The following is a 24,495-nucleotide window of genomic DNA, read 5'->3' on the forward strand; positions in this document are numbered from 1 at the left end:
GATTTATCTTTGCGAATCAATAACCTAGCGTCCTCTCTAATGAATCAGACTCAAGGGCTTGATGCAAGAGCTTCTCTGTTAATTTATTGATTTTTAATAGATTTTTTTCTTATCTCTTTGAAATGACTCAATTTTTTTAGTTATAAAAAAATCAATTATTCTGATCAAAAAGAGAGACTATACGATCTTGTTCAAATTGGCCAATACGCTGTATTTCCCACTGTAATAAATGTCCTGAATGAGCAAAAACACGAGCACGTACTGTTTCTCCTAATTTTTCAAGATCATAACCTGTTGCTTGATCAATATTAATCATAAAATTACAGTGCATCTCACTCATTTGAGCACCCCCAATTTTTAAACCACGGCACCCAGCCTCATCAATAACACGCCATGCAGATGTACCTACAGGATTACGAAAAGTGGATCCACCTGTTTTTTCACGAATAGGTTGTACCTTCTGCCGATGCAAAGCAACTTCCTCCATAGCTGCGCGGATATGATGTCTATTCCCTTGCTCCCCTTCCAATAAGGCAGCAACAAAAACAAAATCATCAGGAACATCGCAACAACGATAAGAATAATGTATATCGTTCACACTCAATATATGGCGTTGTCCTTTACGATCAAGCGCATAAACTTCAACAACACGCTCAGCAGTTTCAATACCATTAGCTCCAGCATTCATTTTTAATGCTCCTCCACAACCACCAGGAATACCATGATAAAAATGAAAACCAGAAAGTTCCGCTTCTAAAGCTGCTGCAGCCAAATGTTTACCCGCTACCGCAGCACCAACCAAAAAGCGTTTTGATGACACTTGCTTCAACTGCCCAAAACCTTTTGCGGAAAGACGAACAACAATACCAGGGATACCTCCATCACGGACCAGAAGATTAGAACCAATCCCCACAATCGTTACAGGAATGGTTTCAGGCAAAGACTGAAAAAATAAAACTAAATCTGCTTCATCAGAAGGTTGATAAAAAATCTCAGCGAGTCCACCGGTGCGAAACCATGTTACCTTACGCATATTGACATTAGGCATTAATTTGCCTCGTATACCACGTAACGCCGGCTGTAATTTCTTTAACAGCCCTTCACCATCAATCGGCCGAAAATTTGTCATTGTTATCAAGTACCATTAATTGATCGGGCAGTGCGTAAGCCCATTGTGTGATGCTACCAGCACCCAGAAAAACCACATAATCACCAGATTTAGCTAACCTAGATACAATAGAAATAATATCTTCTAAACTATTAATCAGATGCACATCACGGTGGCCAGCCATCTGAATATGCTCAACTAATTCTTTAGAACCAAAACCAGCTATTGGCTCTTCACCAGCTGCATAAACCGGTGTAATCATCACTGTATCCGCATCATTAAAACAAGTAGAAAAATCATCAAATAGATGATACAAGCGCGTATAACGATGTGGTTGCATAATCGCAATGATATTTCCTTTTGCGCTCTCACGTGCTGCATGCAAAACTGCTTTTATTTCAACTGGATGATGCCCATAATCATCAAATATCTCAACTCCGTTCCAATTCCCTGTTTTCGTAAAACGCCGTTTAACACCACCAAACTCTGCTAATCCTTTCTTTATAGCTTCAGGTGAAATGCCGAGTTCATGTGCAATAGCAATTGCTGCAGTAGCATTAGAAACATTATGCTTCCCCGACATCGGTAAAATCAAATTGTTGATTTCAGTTTTTTCACCTGTTTTTCGTGATCGAATAAGAATATCGAAACACGCTTTTTGACCCTCCATTGAAAGATTAAGAAAACGAATATCTGCTTGTGGATTTGCGCCATACGTAATCACCCAACGATCATGAATACGACTAGCTAATGTCTGAACTTCTGGGTGGTCAATACACATAACGGCAAAACCATAAAAAGGCACATTTTCTACAAACTGCCGAAAAGCTTCACGTATAGCATTAAAATTGCCATAATGGTCTAAATGCTCAACATCGATATTGGTAACAACTGCTATATCAGCTGGCAATTTTAAAAACGTCCCATCACTTTCATCAGCCTCAACCACCATCCAATCCCCATCTCCCATACGTGCATTAGTCCCGTAAGCATTTATAATACCGCCATTAATGACTATCGGATCAAAATGACCTGCATCAAGAAGTGCAGCTACCATTGACGTAGTTGTTGTTTTTCCGTGCGTACCACCAATAGCAATTGTCCGACGAAAACGCATTAACTCAGCAAGCATTTCTGCTCGCTTAACAACTGGTAAATGCCTTTTTTGGGCAGCAATATATTCAGGATTTGTTTTCTTAATAGCAGTAGAAATAATAACAACTTCCGCTGCTCCCAAATTTTCAGCACGATGTCCTATACAAATATTAATTCCCTTATTCTGTAAGCGTTCAACATTTGCGTTATAAGTTTGATCAGATCCTTGAACTTTATAACCAAGATTATGAAGAACTTCAGCAATTCCGCTCATACCTATACCTCCAATTCCTACAAAGTGGATAAGGCCAATATTAAGCGGCATTTTCATCAAATAACTCCTTTTTAATATCTAATAATGATCGTTCTAAAATCAATGCTTCAACCATATTTGCCAAAATAACGGTTGCATAAGGTTGCCCAACTTTTTTTGCAGACAGTGCTTGTTTTTCCAATAAGTGTGGCTCACAACAAACTTTTGTCAAGAGAGAAGCAAGTCTTTGCGTATCTAAATTTTTTTCTACTATAATCTGTGCTCCTCCTATTTCAGAAAGTTTAGCAGCATTCTCTGCTTGATCGTGATCTAGAGCGTAAGGATATGGAATAAATAAAGCTGGCCGACCAATCACAGCTATTTCACAAACTGTCGAAGCACCAGCACGTGACATAATAAAATGGGATTGAGCGATATGTTCAGCCATATTATCAAAAAAACGTGCAACTTCTGCCTGCACTCCCATATCATGATAAATTTTCATGAGATCTATGGTTTCATCATAAACCTGCTGAACAATGCGTAAACGTTTCCGTATACTTTGATCAAGTAAGGTAACTGCTCCAGGAACAACTTGTGAAAAAAAAGCTGCCCCTTGGCTTCCACCAAAAACCAAAAAATGAAATGGTTGTTCACCTATAGAAGGACAATAAGGAATCTTTGCAGCTTGAAGAATAGCCTTACGAACAGGATTACCTGTTATGAATGTTTTATGAGCATAAACACTGTTAGCTGATAATAAACCACCGGCAATAGCATTGACTCTAGACGCCAATAATCTATTAGCACGTCCCATAACAGCATTTTGCTCATGAATAAATGTCTTATATCCTATTAAGGTAGCAACTAAAAGTGGTGGAAAGGTAGGATAACCACCAAACCCACCGACAAGAACAGGTTGCAATTTATAAAAAAGCATCCATGATTGAAACATTCCCTTTAGCAAATACCAAAATGTTTTTATAAGTGCAAAAGGATGACGTCTTACAAAGGTTGCCGATGAAATAACATGAATATGTTTCTCATCAAAATGGCGGACAAAACGCTTAGCTCTTTTATCTGTCATCAAATGAACATCGTATCCACGCTCTCTCAGTTCAACAGCAAGCGCTTCTGCAGGGAAAAGATGCCCACCTGTACCACCAGCAGATAAAACAATAACTTTTTTATGTGTCATCAGCAGTATCCGAAACAAAAGTTGATAAAACAGTTGAAATACGCGCTTCTGGCCAACGACGTGTCAAACTCAGTAAAATACCTATCGAAATTGCAATTGCTACCATAGATGAGCCACCATAAGAAATAAAGGGTAGCGTCATACCCTTTGGAGGCATTAGGTGAAGATTAACCGCCATATTAATTGCTGATTGAAAACCAATTATCATTGCTATACCAGCAATACCAAAACGTGTGAAGATATCACGAGTGTTCAACGCTATATAAAGAGAACGTATAACAATAAAACCAAAAAGTGCTGTAATCAATAAACACAAAATAATACCATATTCTTCAGCTGCAACAGAAAATACAAAATCTGTATGGCTATCAGGAATAATACGTTTCACTGTACCCTCACCAGGACCTCTACCAAACCATCCACCATTTAAAATAGCTTCACGCCCTACATCAACCTGAAATGTATTACCTTCCCCTGTTAAAAAACCATTGATACGTTCACGGACATGATGAACAAAAAAATAAGCTAAAAAGCCTCCTAAAATGCCCAAAATAAGAAATAAGAAGACGACAATAAGAGGCATACCTGCAATAAAAAATAAGCCACCCCATGTTGCACTTATTAAAAGTGTTTGACCAATATCTGGTTGCAAAATAAGAAGCGTACAACAAATCACATATAGTGCAATAACCAATATACAGATAAGAACGCTTTTACGCTGTAGCTGTTCCGCAAAAAGCCAAGCAGATATAATAACAAAAGCCGGTTTCATAAATTCCGATGCTTGTAAAGAAATACCAAACACAGAAATCCAACGCCGTGCCCCTTTTAACTCAAGACCAAATAATAAAGTTGCAATCATAAGTACAAGCGTTGCAAACAATAACAAAATACATAAGCGGCGAATATTACGAGGCGAAAAAAAAGAAATAGTAATCATAATCACAAATGCAGGAATACTAAAAATAATATGCCAACGAACAAAATAAAAACTATCAGAAATTCCAATTTTTTTTGCAACAGAGGGGCTAGCTGCAAAAGATAGCATGATACCAATTCCCATAAGGATCAAACAAGCAGTAAAGATAGAGCGATCAATTGTCCACCACCAATTAGAGATTGGGCCTCGATCTGCACGAGTTATCATCATCTTCACTTTACCTTTTATAATCACATCTAAAAGAAATAATGTGATTTTCCTAATATCTTTGATGAGCAATTTAATCTAAATTACACTCAAAAAGATTCTCGACGGTTAACATAAAATAACTTTTTACAATTCTTGCTTCTTTAACTGCATAACAAGAGAAACAAAAGTCTCTCCACGTACCTCATAATTCTTAAATTGATCATAACTTGCACAAGCTGGAGAAAACAGAACCACAGCTTCTTTCTCCATATCACGGGCTGCATCACTAGCCGCTTCGCGGACTGCATTTTCTAAAGTCAAACTCATCGAAAAAGGAAAAGCAGAACCGATAATGCGCGCAAAATTTTCCGCTGTACTACCAATTAAATATGCTTTACGAATTTTATAAAAAAATCCTTTAAGAGCATCAATCCCACCTTCTTTTGCCTGCCCTCCAACAATCCAAAAAATATTATTAAAAGTAGTCAGTGCAGGAACAGATGCCTCTGCATTGGTAGCCTTACTATCATTAATAAACAAAATAGATCCAATTTTACACACCTGTTGCATTCGATGCGCAAGCCCTAAATAGCTTGCTAAATGCTCTTCTATATCTAAGGTAGTAATTTTTAATATCTGCAAAGTTGCTAAAGCCATAAGAGCATTTTCTGCATTATGACTTCCACGTAACGAAGCTATATTTGCCAAATCTGCAAGCATATGATGTTGCCCATAATAAATAGCAAAAAGTTTTGTTCCTTCTACATAAAAACCATTTTTAACAACATGCTCTTTAGACACTGGATCAATTGGATAACCTTCATCAAAAAGCTTTTGATATAAAGCACAGCAAACCAAACTATCAATTGAAATAAGAGCACGAGAAGCTCTAGAAACAACGCGTTCTTTGACCTGCACATAGCGTTCAAAGCTACCATGGCGATCAATATGATCAGGTGTTAAATTCAACAAAAGACCAACAGTTGGCTGAAGAGACGGAGCTAATTCTATTTGAAATGACGAACATTCAATAACATAAATACGTTTTTTTACAAATGGCTTAAGCGTTAATATTGCTGTTCCAATATTACCTCCCATTTGCACATCATAACCCATTTTTTCTAAAAGATGAGCAAGTAAAGCAGTGGTTGTTGATTTACCATTTGTACCTGTAATAGCAATAAATGGAACATCCTGGTCATCAAAACCATTTTGCTGTAAAAAAAGATTACGTGCACGAACAAATAGCTCAATATCACCGATAATTTCGATATTTTCTTGACGCGCTTTTTCAACAACCCAATGTGGCCTTGGATAAGTTAAAGGCACTCCAGGAGCTAAAATCAACGCAACAAATTCTGTCCAATCTTCATAATACAGATTCTTTGTGGGAATATTTTCCTTACAAGCAGCTTCCACACTAGAACAATTATCATCCCAAGCAATTACTTCTGTACCACAAGCAATTAAAACTTTTGCTGTAGCTATTCCTGATTTCCCTAACCCAAATACAGCAACTTTTTGACCTTTATAACACTCAACAGAAATCAAGATTTCACCTCAATTTAAGTGTTGAAAGACCAATCAATGCTAAGACAATCGTAATAATCCAAAAACGTATCACAATCTGACTTTCTGTCCAACCTTTTTTCTCAAAATGATGGTGAATTGGCGCCATAAGAAACACACGCGTTTTCGTCAGTTTGAACCAACCTACTTGAATAATAACTGACATCGCTTCTAAAACAAAAAGTCCACCAATAATAGCTAAAACAATTTCGTGCTTCGTGGCAACAGCAATAACACCTAGCAACCCGCCAAGAGCCAAAGAACCAGTATCTCCCATAAAAATAGCTGCTGGAGGTGCATTATACCATAAAAAGCCCAGTCCAGAACCAAAAACTGCTCCAAGTAAAACAGCTAACTCACCCGTGCCTGCCACATAATGAATTTGTAAATAATCAGCAAAATTCATATTCCCAGACAGATAAGCAATCAATGCAAAAGATAAAGAGACAACCATCACAGGAACAATAGCAAGCCCATCAAGACCGTCCGTTAAATTAACAGCATTACCAGTACCTACGATAACACAAGCAGTAAAAGGAATAAAAAACCAACCCAAATTAATAAAATAATCCTTTACAAAAGGCAAAGCTAATCCTGGTGAGCCAACTTTTAAAATAATAAAACACGCAATGACTGCGATTACAAATTCCAAACTTAATCGCGCTTTTCCAGAAAAACCTTTATGCGTTTGCTTTGTCACTTTAAGATAATCATCATAAAAACCGATTATCCCAAAAGAAAGCATAACAAATAACGAAACCCAAAAATAAATATTTAATAAATCACACCATAAAAATGCCGATACCATAATACCAATTAAAATCATTAATCCACCCATAGTAGGTGTTCCAGCTTTTTTAAAGTGAGTTTGAGGTCCATCAGTTCGAATTGGTTGTCCTTTCCCCTGCCGACTTTTGAGAAAAGCAATAATACTTGGACTAAACAAAAAAACAATCAAACCTGATGTCAAGATAGCTGCAACAGTCCGAAAAGTAATATACCGAAAAACATTAACACCTGGAATCCAATCATTCAGCAAGGAAAAAAATAGCATCATAGCGAAAAAACCTAATAAAATTATCAAGAAATGACTTTATAGCGATTAAGAATTTCAGCCACAATATTTGATAAATAAATATGGTGTGATGATTTAATCATAATAAGATCCCCATTTGAAATTTCTGAAAAAACAAGCGGAACAATTTCCTCAATATTTTCAGCATGATAAACAGTAACATAAGCAGAAAGATCACTGGCTAAAACGCCCATTTCTTTACCAACCAAAAAAACCAAATCAGCACCAGAAACACGAATGGGTTCCAACAAATCACGATGTAATTTTTCACTATGGTCCCCTAATTCAAGCATATCACCCAAAATAGCAATTCGTCTCCCACCTACACCTATTGGTCCTGTTGCAAGAAGATCAAGAGCAGTCCTCATAGAAACAGGATTAGCATTGTAACTTTCATCGATTAAATGAAACATACCACCATTTGATAAAGACAGCTTATAAAGAGCTCCACGGCCTTTTTGAAGAGAAAAACGACCCAAAGCGAGCGTAACATGTGCCAAATCAGCACAAACCGTATCACAAGCTGCAAGAACACTTAAACCATTTTGTACCATATGTTGACCAGGCGCACCAATTTTAATCATCATATCTTTCTGATCAAAATGTACAACCATACAAGAGCAATTCTCTAAAAGGTGAACCTCCTTCACTTGATAATCAGCAGAATTAGAACGGCCAAAACTTCGAATTTCTTTCACACCACATTGTTTTGCTTTTTTAAGCAAATAAGAAAAAAAATGATCATCTGCGTTTAAAAGAGCTATACCATTTTTGTCTAATCCTTCAAAAATTTCAGCCTTGGCATCTGCAACTTCTTCAAGATCTTTGAAAAATTCCATATGCCCAGCTGCAATACGAGTGATTAATACCACATGCGGACAAACCAACTTCACCAAAGGACGAATTTCATTTTTATGATTCATACCAATTTCAAAGATACCATAATCACTATCTATAGGCATTCGTGCCAAAGTCAGTGGAACACCCCAACAATTATTCAAAGAAGCAAGATTAGCATGAACCTTTCCAACAGTTTCAAGTGCTTGTTTAAGAGCTTCTTTTGTAGTTGTTTTTCCCACAGAGCCTGTAATAGCTATAATTCTAGCTTTTGAACGTTTACGTGCTGCTTGCGCGAGCTTTTCTAATGCCTGCAAAACATCAGGAACGACAATCAATGGAGCTGTTATTTTTTTCATTTCGTCTAAACGATTTTGTGCAACCACTAAAACTCCAGCACCTTGTGCATAGGCGTGCGCCGCAAAATCATGACCATCAAGATGGTGCCCTTTAATGCAGAAAAAAACATCACCTGCAACAAGAGTCCGACTATCAATAGAAACCCCAGAAAAAATTTCTGGTAAACATCCAACTGTAAAACCATCCATTGCAGAAATGAGTGCCTGTTTATCCCATAAAGCTATCACTTATTCCGCTCCTTTAAAGCAGCAATCACTTTCAAACGATCTGAAAAAGGATATATCTCTTGGCCTATAATTTGTCCATTTTCATGACCTTTACCTGCAACAATTAATGTATCTCCAGCTTTCAGCAATCCCACCGCATACTCAATTGCTTGACCACGATCCGCTATTTCTATTGCTTCCGGCACTGCTTGTAAAATATCTTTTCGAATTTTCTCCGGTGCTTCCGTGCGAGGATTATCATCGGTTACAATCATAATATCAGCTTTATTTCCTGCAATTTTTCCCATCAAAGCTCTCTTTCCTTGATCACGATCACCACCACAACCAAAAACAAGAATTAAACGTCCCTGTGTAAAAGGACGAACAGAAAGTAACACCTGCTCTAAAGCTTCTGGCTTGTGCGCATAATCAACGTAAACAGGTGCACCATCTTCTGTGTTTCCAACTAATTCTAATCGGCCAGGTGCCCCTTGCAATTTTTCAAGAGAACGAAAAACCATATCTGGAGGTGCATTTGTCGCAATCGCTAAACCTGCAGCCATAAGTGCATTAGTTACTTGAAAATCACCAGCAAGTGGCAAATCAAATGTATAAATATTATTTCCCATCCGACATTCAACACATTGTTTTAATCGTTGATGTTCAACACGATTAAGCGTGATGAATTTTCCTGTGCGACCAATTGTCAGAACTTGCCGATGAGCTTGTCTAACAGTATCGATAACCTTTTGTGAGTAAACATCATCTGCAAAGATAAGAGCAGGTGCATCTTGCGGTAAAAGCGTATGAAATAGTCTCATCTTAGCATGGAAATAATGCTCTATGGACTTGTGATAATCCATATGATCACGCCCTAAATTGGTAAAAGCAGCTGCCGCTAAATGCACTCCATCAATCCGACATTGATCAAGCCCATGTGAAGAAGCTTCAAAGGCTGCATGTGTAACACCTTCATCATTAGCAATTTCACATAATAAACGCTGTAACATTACTGGATCAGGTGTGGTTAGAGAACCAATATCATGACGTTTAGGTGATACAACGCCTACTGTTCCTATACTAGCAGCACAAAAACCAATATATTCCCAAATTTGCCGAACAAAAGACACAACCGATGTCTTACCGCTTGTACCTGTAACAGCAACCACTGTTTCAGGTTGAGAATTATAAAAACGGGCAGCTGCTATAGCTAATTTATGACGTACATCCAACACATGAATAACAGGAATAGATAAGTTCTCGAAAACAAAATTATTATCTGTAATAATGACCCGTGCACCACGCTGTATGGCATCATTTACATACTTTTTGCCGTCGCTTTGATTTCCCTTAAGGGCCACAAAAACATAACCCGGTAATACTTGACGAGAATCAGCACTTATCCCTGTAATTTCGATTGAGGCAAGACAATCATCTTTAATACACTCTATAAATAATTCTCCAAGCAACACGGCTATTTACCTTTATATTAGTTTTTCATTGTTGTTTTCGGTAATCTCAAATTGCTTTTTGTTCTTACAATTGGTTGATACTCTTTTTTAAAATCCGGTTCTATTCCAAGAAAAATAGCTGAACGTCGAATGATGTTGGCAAGCATTGGAGCTGCATTCATTGCTGCTGTTGCTGAATGTTTTCCATCTTCTGGCTTAGGCTCATCAATAATTGTTAAGACAATATAAGAAGGATTATCTATAGGAAAAGCAGCCAAAAAGCTATTAAAGTTCTTTACTTTAGAATACTTTCCATTTTCAACTTTTTCAGATGTTCCTGTCTTACCACCAATACGATAACCTACTACCTTTGCATTACGCCCCGAACCAATATCACTATTTAACTTATAAAGATAACGCATATCTTGGCTTGTTTGAGGATGAAGAACCTGCTTAGCATATTTCAAAGCCTCTTTTTTAGAGCGTTTTAAAAATGTAGGATCAATTAACAAACCACTATTCATTAAAGCAGCAGCAGCCACTGCTGTTTGCAATGGCGTTGTTGCCATACCATGTCCAAAAGAAATCGTCATAGAATTGATATCCTTCCAATAATGGGGATAAATCGGTTGGGCCACTTCAGGCAATTCCGTTGATATACGCTCAAGTAAACCAAGTCGTTTTAAAAAATTACGATGTCCATCTACTCCTATTGCCAATGCCTCTCTAGCAGAACCAATATTAGAAGAATAAATAAAAACTTCCCACAATTTTAAAAGGCGATTTTTCCCATGAAAATCACGAATAAAATGATTACGACTTGCTTGAATTGGTTGGGAAGCATCAATAATACTGTTTAAATCAAAAAGCCCTGAATCAAGCGCCATTGCTGTGGTGAAACTTTTAATAATTGACCCCATTTCAAAAGTTCCAGCGGTCATGCGATTAAAGCGGTCACTTTTAAGAGCATCAACAGGATTTGCAGGAGAAAAATCTGGCACTGATGCCAATGCTAAAACTTCACCTGTATAAATGTTTAAAATAATAGCACCCGCAGCAATTGCTCGATAACGTTTCATGGCTTCCATCAATTCATCATGTACAATTGCCTGAACACGTATATCAATAGAAAGTTGCACTGGCTTCAATGATTCCTCTGTAGCAAGACCGGTAGCACGAAGAACACTCAATCCATTATCATCAATATATTTTTCCATGCCAGCCAAGCCTTGATTATCAACATTGACCATACCAAGAATATGTGAAGCTATAGATCCTCCTGGATAAAAACGACGTATTTCAGTACGAAAACCAATACCTGGAATGCCAAGTTCCATAATTTGCGCCTTTTGCGTTGGAGTTAATCCACGTTGGATCCAAGAAAAACCAGAATTTCTTTTTAAACGTTTATGGACTTCCTGCCAATTCAGTTTTGGCAAAACTGTTGAGATTAATTCGATCGTCTCATCTACATCAATAATACGACGTGGTTCAGCAAAAAGCGAATAAGTTGTAATATCTTTTGCTAATAAACGCCCATTGCGATCAACAATATCAGGTCGAGAAGCTAATTGCACTATCAACGGCCCTTTTCCTTCTTCAATTTGACCACCTTTAATCCCATAAAAAATAAGGCATTTCCCTATAAGCCCATAAAGAAAAAGAAAACACAATAAAGCAAAAATCAAACGTGGACGATTAGAATACGGCTGATACATAGAAGAAGGTAAAGATTTTAACTGATTATTTGAATAATTGTTCTTTTGTGAAAATAAGAACGACAATTGCATCACCGCCCACCTTTTGGAACAAAACTATTTCTATGAACACTACGATTCTCAGCTAAAAAAGCTTTATCATCATCTTCAAAGGTATTCTGCTTGATCAATTCTTCAATTTTATCTTGCAAACGCATTGGAATATCTTTTAATTTTACAACTTGACGTGGCTGTATTAACTCTAAACTCAGTTCTTTTTTGTAACGTTCTGCAAGTTTTCTCATGCGTGAAGGATCAATCATTACAGCCCATTCAGTATGAAGCAAATTAACCATATTTTTTTCTTCTGCAATTTCCCGCTCAATACGTTTCACTTCACCAATCTGTTTTTGGACCCCATATTTAACCTTGTAAGTAAGACTCGCTATACAAATCATGACCACTACTAAAATCATATCGAATGTGCGAAAAATTATCATTTCTTACTGCCTTCAAAACGAACAATTTCTGCCAAACCAAATAATTTCATATCTGCTGCAATAGCAACTTCTTGAGTCCGTACCCCCATACGCAACCTCGCAGAACGTGCACGAGGATTTTGCTGTAACTCTTCTTGAGTTGGGGTTTTCACACCTTTAAACAAAGGAATAAAGGTTGCTGGAGCTGATTTTATTTCAGGAAGATAACGTGATCCCTTTTTATGACCAGAACGAGCAGAGAAAAATTTTTTTACCATGCGATCTTCAAGAGAATGAAAGCTAACGACTGCCAATCGTCCTCCTGCTTTTAAAACACGCTCAGCAGCGAATAAACCACATGCAAGCTCGGCAAGCTCATTATTAACATAAATGCGTAATGCTTGAAATACACGCGTTGCAGGATGAATATGATCGCCTGGTTTTCTTCCTATTAAAGATTCAACAGCATGAGCAAGATCAATTGTACGCAAAAAAGGGCGAATACAACGACGTTTCTCAATCATCCGAGCAATTCGAACTGCGTAACGCTCTTCCCCAAATGTTTTAAACAGTTGCGCCAAATCATCCGCCTTTAAATAATTAACAACATCAGCTGCTGTAAAACCAATCTGCCCCATTCGCATATCTAATGGACCGTCTTTTTGAAAAGAAAAACCACGTTCAGGTTCATCAAGTTGCATGGAAGAAACACCAATATCAAGAATAACGGCGTCGACTTTCTCTTCTACTATATGATCCAACTGTGAAAACTCTGCTTGAACTAAACGGAGACGTGGAAAAAATTGATCAACAAGTGCTTGTCCCTCACGAATTGCATGAGGATCACGATCAAGAGCGATAACTTCTGCACCCGCATTCAATAGGGCGCATGAATAACCACCAGCACCAAAAGTGCCATCAATCACTTTTGATCCAGCTAATGGTGCAAGCTCAGCTAATACTGACTGCAACAATACTGGAATATGGCGTTCGACTCCACTATCCTGCCTTCTCAAAATACCCCATCTTGATCTATGTTTTACAAAATCATTAACCATCGACGGCATATGAGATTATCATATGCCAAAACTTTAACTCTCATTTTTACTACAAAGAGCAAGTCAAGTTAAAGCTGAATCACTATATACATTGGCTTATTAATACTTAAAGAAATGTTATAATTTTTTAAAAAAATGCTTTATTTTTGAGCGTAAAAACTCTCAAAATATGCACTTTTATCAAAATATATGTAAATTTTTTATTATATATCAAATATCAGTCGGCCTATAAGCCGGGTTCTGTTAGTAAAGTTATGCTTTACATGGCAACCATTCATCTAGGACGGATGTTACCATCCGCCTCATGCAACCTACCCAAATGACTCGCCTGGAAACTGGCTGCAAGTCAAGCCTTGCGCATCATTTCTATTCGGTCTTGCTCCCGATGGGGTTTACCTTGCCACACTCATTACTGAGTGTGCGGTGGGCTCTTACCCCACCCTTTCACCCTTACCTATAAAAATAGGCGGTTTGCTTTCTGTGGCACTTTCCCTAGGGTCACCCCCGCCGGGTGTTACCCGGCATCGTTTTTCCATGGAGCCCGGACTTTCCTCACCTATTACTTTTTAATATTTAATAGGCGCGGCTGCCCAGCCGACTGATTTTTTATTTATACAATATTTTTCATCAAGTGAAAATAGCAACAAAAGGATATTTTTAAGCCTTATCAAAATAATTAGACTACTTACAAAGCATATTACTGCTTTAATGAAGCTAAATATGTTTTAACTTTTAAACAATATCTCGCTGAAATAGAATTCATTTTTTTTGCAGAATGACCTGCATTATATTTAAGAACTGTACGACACGTATCTCCCCTACTAAGTTTATGCGCCCGCGCTAAATAACGCATACCATATTCAAGATTAATTGCAGGCTCATAAAGATCTTTTACAGAACCGTTAAAACCCAACCATCGTGCAGTAGACGGCTTAATTTGCATCAATCCTATTTCACCAGAAGAACCTTTTGTATGAGCATTATAGTTGCTCTCAACACTGATAACAGCATGCACCAAATTTATAGGAACTTTATGTTTAATTGCAATTTTTTTGATAAGATCTTCATAAGGACGAACAGAAGCCTTAGAATTAGAAGAAGAAAACTCTAAGTTCTTACTTGAATCTACAATACTAATTACTGCAAAAGCTATTTTAATATTTAACACAAAAAATACAGCAAATGCTGTACTAAAAAAGATTTTTAAAAATTGCATTCTTTCTCTCTTCACTAATACATTCGTAACCTGAACCATAATGATTTTAAAAATGTATTTTATTGAATAAAAAAGCCAAAAAACGTCATAAAAATGAAAATATTAAGATAATTTCAAGATATCTCTAATAGTTAGAGAAGGATTTTTTAAAATTTTGATTATATTTTTCATTTTATACAGTAAAAAATATAACACATTTATCATTGATATCTTATGATAATAAATTTAAATTAGAAAAATAGCACCGAGACAATTCGATTACTTACAACACAAGCTTATCAAGGTTTTATTAGTAATAATTTCATCACTCTATTGTGATCAGATCAACTGAAATCTTCCATTCATCGCATATAATGGCTAAAAACCAGTGCTCAAAAAATTACTTATTGTAATCAATATTTTTAAATACACATTCATATAAAAATATAATTGAATTTTATCTTAAAAGAGCAATATATGTCTTTTATATATTATTTTATATATTATTTCCAAAATAGCAGATATGAAATTATAATTTAAAAATTATGTGATTTAGATGTAATCTTATATGTTATAATTTTAGGATTTAGAAATGATCAAATTCCGCTGGCGTAACATTATTCTGATTTTGCTATTTATCTTGATAGCTGGTTTACTAGCTTATCGCTTTGTATTTAATAGAATAATTGTTTCTCACCAGATGAATAAAACAAAGAATATGCAGTTAGAAGAAGCAATATCTTTCCCGAATGTTACAATGCACCTTTTCAAAATGAATGATCAACAAAAACAAAGAATTGTTTATCAAGCGCGTAAAGATGCTATTTCTTCTGCTCTTGCAAGCGGACAAAATAATGAACAAGCTCAAAAATTTGCTGAAATCGTTATCAGAACTGTATCAGAAGAAATTTTACATCCTTCTACTGTAAACTCTTATTAATTATTTTCTGCATAATTTTAAGACAATTATATGTTTACCAATGATTTTAAGTCTATTTTGCCATATTCTCCACTAATTCTAAAAACCATAGAGACACACTAAACTCAAAATTTTAATTCTTATATTAAGAAAGTACAATCAAGATATAACATGTACTCAAAACTTATCTTTTATAACGTTCTCTTTTTCTTTCTAAAAAACGAAGTTGATTAATCACCTTTTTGCTCTGTTTACCGCTCAAGATTTTCTGCACAGATTGAATACTATGTTCTATATAATCCATATATTAAGAGAAACAAAATCTATCCACTATAAAATATCGAAGTCTCATATCATTAAACCTCTTCTATTTTTTCGTGAAATTAAAAACCAACCTTATAAATTTTGATACAAACCTATGCTTGTTGTACTTAATTAACGTGGTTGTCCTGTTATACTCAACAAAATTCTTAGATAGCCTATTTCTTTTTTCAAGAATAAAGTTATAGAACTCATATAATAAAAAACCCGACTGAAAGATTCTTCCAGCCGGGTTAGACAATCTGAGGGATCCACGCGGGGGGGGGGGAGAGGTTCCCTGATTGTCTGCTCGCATCACTCATTAAAGTAAATGACACAGTTTTTTTATATAAAATATTTTAAACGACAAGAAATTCTTATGATTGTTTATAAAAAACATAAAAAAAATTGCAATTTGAGTATAAAAATGGAAAAATTAAGGCAAAAAATATTCAAAAATGATCCAATTTGGAGCAAATCCATTCAAAAATCTGTCATCAGACTCTTTCTAATCATCTTAACTTTTATAAAAACTTCACTAAATATTAAAATTTCACCAAATTTTTTTTTACAATTTAAAATTGTTATGAACAACTGTCTAAACCAGTAATAAGCTGTAATAAACTACTGATAAATACACATGCTTCTTTTCTCTTCCATAGGATGATAAAATGGCAAATACCTAATATGAAATTGCGACATAACCTAGCTATTAGAGCAAACATCACATAAGTTTAACGATAAACACGCTAAAAAAATTATCTTTATTTCTATAAAAATACATTTGACTATATACTTTATATTCCTAAGCGCCAAATTACTGATACTAAAATCTATAAATAAAATGTGTTAATCAACACACTAGCCATTAAATGATCAATTAAAGTACCATTTTTGTGTTATCAAATAAAATGAAAATAAACTCCTATGACAATACGCAGAAAACAGAAAATTTCTAAAGAACTAATAACTCTTATCCCACAAGTTCCATACCTTGATAGCCAATGTATTTATACTGCTGCTACACGAACCTCTATGAAATATCTTCCTCCTTCCATTGCAGTTTGGCTCGCAACAATTGCTCATATACGACATCAACATACAGAGTATGATAATTTACTTTGTGAAGGTTATGATCGAGATTCAGCGCTCTTTTTTGTCTTTGATGCAATTAACAAAACACTCATTGAATGGGGCGCAAATCGCCTTTTAAAACGTGAAGAAAACACGAACGATATCAATATCACCTCAGTACCACTTAAAACAAATAGTTTTAACGTGTAAGAGGTTTGTAATTGGCACGCCTAGAATTAATAGAATCTGGCCCAAGACGGCTAACCTTATCTGCTTCATATTCAGAAAAATTACCTTCAAACCATTCCACATGGCCATTTCCTTCAAAAGCCAAAATATGTGTTGCCAATCGATCTAAAAACATACGATCATGCGATATAATAACCGCACAACCAGCGAAACTCTCTAATGCATCTTCTAACGCACCCAATGTTTCTGTATCAAGATCATTTGTTGGCTCATCAAGAAGAAGAACATTTCCTCCTTCTTTCAAAAGTTTAGCCAAATGCACACGATTGCGCTGTCCTCCTGACAGCTGCGCTACTTTCTGCTGCTGATCTGTACCTTTAAAGTTAAAAGCACCACAATAAGCACGACTATTCACTTCATGTTTACCTAACTTAATGATTTCATTTCCGCCGGAAATTTCTTCCCAAACAGTCTTATCACCTGCCAATGCATCACGGCTTTGGTCAACATAACTCACTTGAACTGTTTCTCCAATACGAATCTGTCCTGAATCTAATTTCTCTTGCCCAGTCAACATCTTAAATAAGGTCGATTTTCCCATACCATTAGGACCAATAACTCCAACAATACCGCCTGCAGGCAACTTGAAAGAAAGAGAATCAATTAATACACGATTACCATATGCTTTTGACAAATTATCAACTTCAATAACAACCTGTCCCAATCTCTCGCCAATAGGAATAATAATCTGCGCCTCCCCAGGATGACGCTCATGCGCTGCCTGAACCAATGTATCATAAGCCTTAATACGGGCTTTCGATTTTGCTTGACGAGCCTTTGGACTAGAGGCTATCCACTCTTTCTCGCGTGACAATACACGCTGGCGAGCAACTTCCTCGCGACTTTCTTGTGCTATACGTTTAGCTTTAGCGTCCAAATAAGCAGAATAATTACCCTCATAAGGGATTCCTTTACCGCGATCTAATTCTAAAATCCAACCTGTTACATTGTCAAGAAAGTAACGATCATGGGTAATTAAAAGCACTGCACCTGGATATTCACGTAAATGCCTTTCAAGCCAAGCTGTTGTTTCAGCATCTAAATGATTTGTCGGTTCATCCAAAAGCAATAAGTCAGGTTTTGATAAAAGCAATTTACAAAGGGCAACACGCCGTTTTTCACCTCCTGAAAGTTTTGTCACATCCTCATTCCCTGATGGACAACCAAGAGCAGCCATAGCCATTTCTACTTGGCTTTCTAAATCCCAAAGATTCTGACTATCAATAATATCCTGAAGTCGAGCACCTTCATCAGCTGTTTCATCACTATAATTCATCATCAGTTCATTGTAACGATCTACAATTGCTTGCTTATCAGCAAGCCCTTCCATCACATTTCCACGCACATCTTTATGTGTATTAAGAACAGGTTCTTGCGGAAGATAGCCACAACGTGCTCCTTCAGCAAGCCATGCTTCTCCTGTATATTCTTTATCTAATCCAGCCATAATACGTAAAATGGTTGATTTACCTGCACCATTTGGACCTAAAATACCAATTTTTGCATCTGGATAAAAAGACAGATGGATATTCTCCAAAATTTTCTTATTGCCATAAGCCTTATTAAGCCCAGCCATATGATAGATAAATTGACGTGCCATAAATTTCTCTTTATTATTGCAACTTGCGTTATGGAGCTTTTCTTAAATTTTGTAACGTATAATATTTAATTATTGCTCTAATAGCTCCTTGTTCTATATTGGTATATTTTTTCTGATCTCACAAGCCCTACTGCGACTTTAAATGCAAAAAAACATTCCTTTGAAAAGAAAAAAGCAAATACTCTTAGCTCTGCCTGAGACGTGTTATAAAAAATCATCTCTTTTTTCTATACCAGATTTGAAATTATGTTCTTACCGTATCAAACCAATCTATCAATGCCATACAGAACTACAAGATAAGCCTATCCTTTATGCCCCTTCTTTCCTCATCCTATGGGCTATACAATATGCTATAAAAAATCCCTATCTCTTTTCTTCGCTCTTGTGTCATAAACCAAAATGGGATTCATTCTTTCCTTTGATGTGGTACGAACTGCGTTTAAAAAACGAATGCTATCTCCTAGGATCTGACGTCCAAAGTCCTATGATTAACAAAGCTCTGCGCAAACATATGGCAGTTACTGACTACCATTCTCTATCTATTGGCAAATGGTTACAATTGATAAAAAATTATCACAATTACCGTAAAGATTTATCTATTCCTTTTTTTGGGTTTGATGATAATAAAATGAGTACTGACATTCATCATATCATTTCAAAACTTCATGATGAAACATAATCTTTTAAAACACAAAGCGTCTACCAGCTCACTGGAACTGGAATAAGTTCATGAAAAAACAAACCTTAATCGTTATTGATGTTCAAAATGATTTCTTACCAGGCGGAGCACTTGCAGTACCACAAGGCGATGCCATTATCCCTGCTGTCAATAACCTTATAGCTCGTTTTGATCATATTATTTTCACCCAAGATTGGCACCCCAAAAACCACTGTAGCTTTGCGTCTTTTCATCCAGAGAAAACTCCTTATGATACTGTTAATCTTGACTATGGCCCTCAAATACTTTGGCCTAATCATTGTATACAAGGAACACAAGGAGCGGAATTTCATCCATCTCTCAAAATTGAAAAAGCGCAACTTATCCTTCGGAAAGGCTATAATAAAGAAATTGATAGTTATTCCGCCTTCTTTGAAAATGACCAGAAAACACCAACAGGATTACACGGTTATCTTAAAGAACATGATTTTACAACTTTAGTTATGTGCGGTTTAGCAACTGACTTCTGTGTTGGATTCTCTGCACTGCATGCTGTAAAATGCGGTTTTAAAGTCAAGGTTTTGTTAAACGCTTGTGCTGGTATTGATCTAAATGGATCACTCGATACGATGCTCAAAGCTATGAATGAAGTTGGTGTAGAATTATTGATGGTCTCTTAATCTCCCTCCAACTACTATGATAGCAATCAAAAAGTCTTCATATTCTTATTATTGCAATGTAATTTATTCATCTGAGATTATTAGATTTAAAACGAAGAGAAGAATAAAATGCCATTCCAATAATACATATGCCAATGAGCCCTGTTAATGCTTCAGGAATAGATATAATAATTTGCATATACATAATCACAGCCAAGACTAAAATTGCATAAAAAGCACCATGCTCTAGATAACGATAATGCAATAATGTTCCTGTTTCAAACAACATAATCGTTATAGCTCTTACGTAAAATGCACCAATACCAAGACCAATAGCAATGATAAAAAGATTATGAGAAAAGGCAAAAGCACCTACAACACCATCAAAAGAAAAACTAGCATCTAAAACTTCTAAATACAGAAACAAACCTGCTCCTCCTTTAGAAACTGTAATCAAAGTATTTTTTTGAGAATCCAAAAGTGAACAAGTTGCTTCGACAATCAAAAATGTCAAAAGCCCATAAAGCATTGCTAATAAAACAGTTAACTTATTTTCTGCTACAATCTGACCTGAAAAAAATAACATGAGAATCAGAATAATTATAATATCAATCCTCACGAATGAACTCAGCCTTTGAGCTGGCTTTTCTATAAAAGTCAGCCAATGTACTTTTTTTTCTGGATCAAAAAAATATTTTAAGCCAACCATCATAAGGAAGGTTCCACCAAAAGCTGCAATACTGTCATGAGTATCCGTTAAAATTGCAGCATATTGATGAGGCTCCCATATTGCCAATTGAACTGCAGCAATTGGATTAATCCAAGCAGCAACAGCAACCACCAACAATGGAAAAATAATTCGCATACCAAACACCGCGATCAAAATGCCCCATGTCAAAAAACGATGACGCCATAATTGATTCATTTTTCCAAGAAAACGTGCATTGATAATAGAATTATCAAAAGATAAAGAAATTTCTAAAATTCCTAAAACACAGCAAATAAAAAAATATTTAAAACAGCCAACAATGGTCCCTGTTTCCAGCCAACCAATAAGCCCTCCTCCCAAAATACCGATAATTGTGAAGAAAAAAGCCCATCTAAAATAACCTAACAGGGCCATGATTGTTCCTCAAAGTCCATCTCTTCAACCTACATTTGTATAATCGAAGTACCGTATCGTAAGACACAATATAAAATGCATAATACACACAAAAGGAATTATATGGAATCTCTTTGAGAAAAAACAAGAGAAAATTTGACAAATTTATTTTTTTCAAGATAAGAAAGATAAATAATTATAAAATACTAATAAAAATTTATAGTTTTTTTTAATTTTCACTAAAAAGTTAAAAAAATAAGAAAACTAAAATTATAAATGTTGACTACAAATGTTATTATAAAGTAATGGTATAATGGTACATTGTGTGCCTTTATGGACAAAAGCCCACACCGTAATGATTTATTTGAGGGAGATAATTCATGGCGCGTCCTGAAACAGAAGCGAAAACTATATTTGGAAAACGTCTACGTCATATACGTATTGCCTTAGGTGATCCACCGCGTGAAACGTTAGCCAAACAATTTAATATGACAAAAAACTCTATTGCTTTTTATGAGCGTGGAGAAAGAGAGCCTAATCTCAGTGTATTACAAACATATCGTATGTTGTATGGGGTCAATATCAATTGGCTTTTAACTGGGCAAGGTAAAATGTTCGATACTGAATACACTAAAGGGGAATTTGACTGGGACTATTTCATTAAAAAAATCGAAGGGCTTGAAGATATTCTCACAAATAGTGTAAATAGTGATGAGCCAAACCAAGAAAAAATCGAAAGCTCTTATGAGAAATTACAGCAATACTTATTATCACAAGGTGTTCCTAACGGTCTTAATCCTAAAGCAGCAACTTCCCTTGTTAATATGAAAGCAAAGCTAGCTAACTCTTACGCTCTTAGTTTATTTATCGATTTACTCATTCGTAGTATAGCACATAAAGAAACACTTTCTAATCAATAGCTTTTATATTTTAAATATACACGATTGCCTTGTTATCAGGTAATAAGGACGCTCTTGGTCTTTATTACCTGGTAAAATTAGCTTTTTTATGGCATCTCACCATTGTGTATGGAAAAGTAATTAAGCGTTATCTGCATCTGTTGATAATAATTTAAAAAAATTACATATTACAAATCATTTCCAAAAATTTTGTTTAAAATCACAGAAGTTTAAAAAACATATTGATTTTCTATCATATTAGTCTCTCTTTTGAGATCGGAGATATATTGAAAGTTTTTTCAAGTAACTATTGTGAAAAATCAATATGTTTTTAGGTATTTCAGGATGTTCATAATCAATGGTACTGTACTGGCGTTCAATCTCAAAAGGCCAGAAAAATTTATTTTTTCTAGTCGAAACTATTCAACAAAAAAGACACTTTAATGGAAATTGAATAAATTAAAAAAGTTACACGCAATACTTCTATTAAAGAATTGCGACCTTAATATTTATGAACGCAGCAATAAAAAATTTTTATCTTATGTATTGAATTTGTACTACGCTCTGACTTTGAAGAAGAGCATTAATTTCTTCCCACGATAGAGCGGAATCAGATGCTCCTTTTTTGCAGTTGCTAAAGAACCACATGCAGCTGCCAAACGAATTCTTTCTGCAAAAGCATGTTTTTTATTAAACCAGTAACTAAACCAACATTAAAGCTATCGTCAGCTGCAACAGTATCAATTCTCTTTAGCTTAAAAGAAAGAACAACAACGGCTTTACTCTTTGTGAAAAAGAGACTCCTTCGTTCCCCATGTTTATAACAAATATTTCTAATCCACGCTCTAAAAATACTTTTTACTACTAAATGAGCTGTTTTTATATCCGCTGGATAAATATCTGTTAATTTCTTGGTTTTTGTTTCATCAAGTGTCATAACACGAGCCAAATGATAAAATTCTTGAGGAAATCATTTACAGATACTGAATCTCTACTAAGTGTCATACCCAACTTTAGCTGCAGCCAATATTAAATCCATTGAACTTTCTAGCTGCATTATCAAAATCTTAGAACAACAAATTACTTTTCTTGTCTACTCGATATCTTCTAACTTAACACCCATATTAGATATCCCCTGCAATAATAATTGTATTTCCTCCACTTCGGATTAACATGCAATTTGAAAATCTGCAGCTCAAATCAACAGAAGATTTTCAAAGTACTAACGAGCAAACATTCTTAAAGCATCATTCCCACTCTAACTAGCAAACCCGATAGACAGACCTCTTCTACTCATCGCAACGGTTTTAATTAGCTTCCTTCCCTCCTACTTCCATAAAAAAAATTTTTAAACGAAGTATCTCGTCTTTTAAGAGATAATCAAAAACCTAGCATATAATATCAATGTCAACATTGCTAAAAACAGCGATAAAAAGTGTAGGCATATATAATTTTTTGCCTTATTTTTCTAGAAAGCTCTCTATGAGAAACATACAACTTTATTTACTGTCCTTTTCTTTATTCTTTATCACTAATTTTAATGAAATAGAAATTAATTTTCCACTGCTTTACCTGTAATGAGTTTATATACTATTTTCCACACCTAATGTCCAAAATTTCACTTAATTTCTAAAAAATCGTTGCATAAAGCATACTAATTTACGAAGCTACCTCCTCATCTGTACCCTCAAAACCAATCACTATAATGTGACGTCCACGCCTATATAGAAAGCACTCCTCTCTCAAAGCCATCTCTTCATTCTGTGCAAAAATAGTATAAACATCCTTATACATTTGTAAAAAATTTTCAGTCATATTAATCTCTTGGATACGATCAAAATTTGCTGATTACTTTGCAGTTATATTCAATTCTAAAGAAGCTCCTGCTTCATTAAAACCCTGTCCTCGTTCACGTGCGACGAACGCTCAAGAAATTCTTTCCTAGTTCGATAACTTTCCTTTTCCACCTAAATTTCAAACAAAACCTCAGCAGCTATTTTACCACCTTCAACATTATTAAAAGCAATATGCGTTTCAACTTTAGCTCCATTCATAGAATGATCAAAAGTAATAACAAGAATTTCAAAATGATTAACTACTGAAATTAAACTACGCATAAAATCAAAATATCTGTGAATTTGGCTAAACAACTTAACTAAACTCACAAATAACTGTTTAATTGTTCAAAATAAAAACAAGACTAATCTTTAAAGGCTAAAATTGATAACGTAAGCCACCCGAAATACTAATTCCAGAAAAGCCAGCTTTGGTTAATTTATGTTGGTATAACAAATCACCATGAAGTGCTATAGCATTAGACAATTG

Annotated in this window: 22 protein-coding genes and 1 other RNA gene; 5 read left to right on the forward strand and 18 right to left on the reverse strand. The window is 35.4% G+C overall.

Annotated elements, in window-relative coordinates; all coding sequences use genetic code 11:
* Positions 1–151: 151 nt before the first annotated feature.
* From murB to O99_RS02620, 13 genes are all read right to left on the reverse strand, one after another.
* Positions 152–1,129, reverse strand: coding sequence for a UDP-N-acetylmuramate dehydrogenase (murB, locus tag O99_RS02565; RefSeq protein ID WP_035006184.1), 978 nt, complete (start codon positions 1,127–1,129; stop codon positions 152–154).
* Positions 1,107–2,534 (reverse strand): UDP-N-acetylmuramate--L-alanine ligase, encoded by a 1,428-nt coding sequence (gene murC, locus O99_RS02570; RefSeq protein ID WP_035006186.1) that lies wholly within the window; start codon positions 2,532–2,534, stop codon positions 1,107–1,109. Before murC ends, murB begins: the two co-directional genes overlap by 23 nt.
* Entirely contained in the window at positions 2,518–3,654 is a 1,137-nt protein-coding gene (gene murG / locus O99_RS02575) for an undecaprenyldiphospho-muramoylpentapeptide beta-N-acetylglucosaminyltransferase (protein ID WP_035006187.1), read from the reverse strand. The genes murC and murG overlap by 17 nt, the downstream gene beginning before the upstream one ends.
* Positions 3,644–4,801 (reverse strand): FtsW/RodA/SpoVE family cell cycle protein, encoded by a 1,158-nt coding sequence (locus tag O99_RS02580; protein ID WP_078674088.1) that lies wholly within the window; start codon positions 4,799–4,801, stop codon positions 3,644–3,646. Before O99_RS02580 ends, murG begins: the two co-directional genes overlap by 11 nt.
* Positions 4,802–4,927: 126 nt before the next feature.
* On the reverse strand, positions 4,928–6,334 hold the full coding sequence (gene murD, locus O99_RS02585; RefSeq protein ID WP_035006191.1) for a UDP-N-acetylmuramoyl-L-alanine--D-glutamate ligase: 1,407 nt from the start codon (positions 6,332–6,334) through the stop codon (positions 4,928–4,930).
* A 4-nt stretch (positions 6,335–6,338) separates the two neighbouring features.
* On the reverse strand, positions 6,339–7,409 hold the full coding sequence (gene mraY / locus O99_RS02590) for a phospho-N-acetylmuramoyl-pentapeptide-transferase (protein ID WP_035006694.1): 1,071 nt from the start codon (positions 7,407–7,409) through the stop codon (positions 6,339–6,341).
* Positions 7,410–7,432: 23 nt separating this feature from the next.
* On the reverse strand, positions 7,433–8,851 hold the full coding sequence (locus O99_RS02595) for a UDP-N-acetylmuramoyl-tripeptide--D-alanyl-D-alanine ligase (RefSeq protein ID WP_035006192.1): 1,419 nt from the start codon (positions 8,849–8,851) through the stop codon (positions 7,433–7,435).
* Entirely contained in the window at positions 8,848–10,302 is a 1,455-nt protein-coding gene (locus O99_RS02600; RefSeq protein ID WP_035006194.1) for a UDP-N-acetylmuramoyl-L-alanyl-D-glutamate--2,6-diaminopimelate ligase, read from the reverse strand. Before O99_RS02600 ends, O99_RS02595 begins: the two co-directional genes overlap by 4 nt.
* A 17-nt stretch (positions 10,303–10,319) precedes the next feature.
* A complete protein-coding gene (locus tag O99_RS02605) occupies positions 10,320–12,071 on the reverse strand; it encodes a peptidoglycan D,D-transpeptidase FtsI family protein (RefSeq protein ID WP_035006196.1) in 1,752 nt (583 codons plus the stop codon).
* Positions 12,071–12,478 (reverse strand): cell division protein FtsL, encoded by a 408-nt coding sequence (gene ftsL, locus O99_RS02610; RefSeq protein ID WP_035006197.1) that lies wholly within the window; start codon positions 12,476–12,478, stop codon positions 12,071–12,073. Before ftsL ends, O99_RS02605 begins: the two co-directional genes overlap by 1 nt.
* Complete coding sequence (rsmH, locus tag O99_RS02615) at positions 12,475–13,515, reverse strand: 16S rRNA (cytosine(1402)-N(4))-methyltransferase RsmH (RefSeq protein WP_035006695.1); 1,041 nt, start codon at positions 13,513–13,515, stop codon at positions 12,475–12,477. Before rsmH ends, ftsL begins: the two co-directional genes overlap by 4 nt.
* Before the next feature lie 213 nt (positions 13,516–13,728).
* Positions 13,729–14,117, reverse strand: an RNA gene (gene rnpB / locus O99_RS06650) — RNase P RNA component class A.
* Between the two features lie 95 nt (positions 14,118–14,212).
* Positions 14,213–14,731 (reverse strand): lytic transglycosylase domain-containing protein, encoded by a 519-nt coding sequence (locus tag O99_RS02620; RefSeq protein WP_035006199.1) that lies wholly within the window; start codon positions 14,729–14,731, stop codon positions 14,213–14,215.
* 571 nt (positions 14,732–15,302) lie between these two features.
* On the opposite strand from O99_RS02620, the gene O99_RS02625 reads away from it, so the two are divergent.
* Together O99_RS02625 and O99_RS02635 are read left to right on the forward strand one after the other, a co-directional pair.
* Complete coding sequence (locus O99_RS02625) at positions 15,303–15,650, forward strand: hypothetical protein (RefSeq protein ID WP_051668841.1); 348 nt, start codon at positions 15,303–15,305, stop codon at positions 15,648–15,650.
* 1,206 nt (positions 15,651–16,856) lie between these two features.
* The gene (locus O99_RS02635) at positions 16,857–17,213 is read left to right on the forward strand and encodes a DUF2293 domain-containing protein (RefSeq protein WP_035006202.1); all 357 of its coding nucleotides are present in this window, start codon (positions 16,857–16,859) and stop codon (positions 17,211–17,213) included.
* Here the strand turns inward: O99_RS02635 and ettA are convergent.
* Positions 17,203–18,852, reverse strand: coding sequence for an energy-dependent translational throttle protein EttA (gene ettA / locus O99_RS02640; RefSeq protein WP_035006204.1), 1,650 nt, complete (start codon positions 18,850–18,852; stop codon positions 17,203–17,205). The genes O99_RS02635 and ettA overlap by 11 nt on opposite strands.
* Before the next feature lie 142 nt (positions 18,853–18,994).
* Here ettA and O99_RS02645 point away from each other — a divergent pair, with 142 nt between their 5' ends.
* Both O99_RS02645 and pncA read left to right on the forward strand, forming a co-directional pair.
* Positions 18,995–19,531: a hypothetical protein gene (locus O99_RS02645; protein WP_035006205.1), complete on the forward strand. Its 537-nt coding sequence runs from the start codon at positions 18,995–18,997 to the stop codon at positions 19,529–19,531.
* 50 nt (positions 19,532–19,581) lie between these two features.
* Positions 19,582–20,190, forward strand: coding sequence for a bifunctional nicotinamidase/pyrazinamidase (pncA, locus tag O99_RS02650; RefSeq protein WP_035006207.1), 609 nt, complete (start codon positions 19,582–19,584; stop codon positions 20,188–20,190).
* 67 nt (positions 20,191–20,257) lie between these two features.
* Here the strand turns inward: pncA and O99_RS02655 are convergent, their stop codons facing one another.
* A complete protein-coding gene (locus O99_RS02655) occupies positions 20,258–21,292 on the reverse strand; it encodes a DUF475 domain-containing protein (RefSeq protein ID WP_035006209.1) in 1,035 nt (344 codons plus the stop codon).
* A 359-nt stretch (positions 21,293–21,651) separates the two neighbouring features.
* Between O99_RS02655 and O99_RS02660 the strand changes: the two genes are divergently transcribed.
* Positions 21,652–22,191, forward strand: coding sequence for a helix-turn-helix domain-containing protein (locus O99_RS02660; protein ID WP_035006210.1), 540 nt, complete (start codon positions 21,652–21,654; stop codon positions 22,189–22,191).
* A gap of 613 nt (positions 22,192–22,804) precedes the next feature.
* Here the strand turns inward: O99_RS02660 and O99_RS02665 are convergent.
* From O99_RS02665 to O99_RS06820, 3 genes are all read right to left on the reverse strand, one after another.
* Positions 22,805–23,107, reverse strand: coding sequence for a PfkB family carbohydrate kinase (locus O99_RS02665; RefSeq protein ID WP_153300823.1), 303 nt, complete (start codon positions 23,105–23,107; stop codon positions 22,805–22,807).
* A 722-nt stretch (positions 23,108–23,829) separates the two neighbouring features.
* Positions 23,830–23,985, reverse strand: a complete 156-nt coding sequence (locus O99_RS06815) for a hypothetical protein (protein WP_153300824.1) — start codon at positions 23,983–23,985, stop codon at positions 23,830–23,832.
* Between the two features lie 152 nt (positions 23,986–24,137).
* Complete coding sequence (locus O99_RS06820; protein WP_153300825.1) at positions 24,138–24,287, reverse strand: hypothetical protein; 150 nt, start codon at positions 24,285–24,287, stop codon at positions 24,138–24,140.
* Between the last annotated feature and the right edge of the window lie 208 nt (positions 24,288–24,495).

This window comes from Bartonella rochalimae ATCC BAA-1498, assembly GCF_000706645.1.
In the GTDB taxonomy this organism is placed as follows: Bacteria; Pseudomonadota; Alphaproteobacteria; order Rhizobiales; family Rhizobiaceae; genus Bartonella; species Bartonella rochalimae.

Excerpts from the sequence above, each read along its gene's own strand:
- O99_RS02580 (WP_078674088.1), bottom strand. The coding sequence starts at position 4,801 with ATGATAACTCGTGCAGATCGAGGCCCAATCTCTAATTGGTGGTGGACA.
- O99_RS06815 (WP_153300824.1), bottom strand. The coding sequence starts at position 23,985 with ATGACTGAAAATTTTTTACAAATGTATAAGGATGTTTATACTATTTTT.
- murB (WP_035006184.1), bottom strand. The coding sequence starts at position 1,129 with ATGACAAATTTTCGGCCGATTGATGGTGAAGGGCTGTTAAAGAAATTA.
- O99_RS06820 (WP_153300825.1), bottom strand. The coding sequence starts at position 24,287 with ATGCGTAGTTTAATTTCAGTAGTTAATCATTTTGAAATTCTTGTTATT.
- murG (WP_035006187.1), bottom strand. The coding sequence starts at position 3,654 with ATGACACATAAAAAAGTTATTGTTTTATCTGCTGGTGGTACAGGTGGG.
- O99_RS02665 (WP_153300823.1), bottom strand. The coding sequence starts at position 23,107 with ATGACACTTGATGAAACAAAAACCAAGAAATTAACAGATATTTATCCA.
- pncA (WP_035006207.1), top strand. The coding sequence starts at position 19,582 with ATGAAAAAACAAACCTTAATCGTTATTGATGTTCAAAATGATTTCTTA.
- O99_RS02660 (WP_035006210.1), top strand. The coding sequence starts at position 21,652 with ATGGCGCGTCCTGAAACAGAAGCGAAAACTATATTTGGAAAACGTCTA.
- mraY (WP_035006694.1), bottom strand. The coding sequence starts at position 7,409 with ATGATGCTATTTTTTTCCTTGCTGAATGATTGGATTCCAGGTGTTAAT.
- O99_RS02645 (WP_035006205.1), top strand. The coding sequence starts at position 18,995 with ATGCAAAAAAACATTCCTTTGAAAAGAAAAAAGCAAATACTCTTAGCT.
- O99_RS02620 (WP_035006199.1), bottom strand. The coding sequence starts at position 14,731 with ATGCAATTTTTAAAAATCTTTTTTAGTACAGCATTTGCTGTATTTTTT.
- ettA (WP_035006204.1), bottom strand. The coding sequence starts at position 18,852 with ATGGCACGTCAATTTATCTATCATATGGCTGGGCTTAATAAGGCTTAT.
- O99_RS02625 (WP_051668841.1), top strand. The coding sequence starts at position 15,303 with ATGATCAAATTCCGCTGGCGTAACATTATTCTGATTTTGCTATTTATC.
- O99_RS02635 (WP_035006202.1), top strand. The coding sequence starts at position 16,857 with ATGACAATACGCAGAAAACAGAAAATTTCTAAAGAACTAATAACTCTT.
- murC (WP_035006186.1), bottom strand. The coding sequence starts at position 2,534 with ATGAAAATGCCGCTTAATATTGGCCTTATCCACTTTGTAGGAATTGGA.
- ftsL (WP_035006197.1), bottom strand. The coding sequence starts at position 12,478 with ATGATAATTTTTCGCACATTCGATATGATTTTAGTAGTGGTCATGATT.
- O99_RS02605 (WP_035006196.1), bottom strand. The coding sequence starts at position 12,071 with ATGCAATTGTCGTTCTTATTTTCACAAAAGAACAATTATTCAAATAAT.
- rsmH (WP_035006695.1), bottom strand. The coding sequence starts at position 13,515 with ATGGTTAATGATTTTGTAAAACATAGATCAAGATGGGGTATTTTGAGA.
- O99_RS02655 (WP_035006209.1), bottom strand. The coding sequence starts at position 21,292 with ATGGCCCTGTTAGGTTATTTTAGATGGGCTTTTTTCTTCACAATTATC.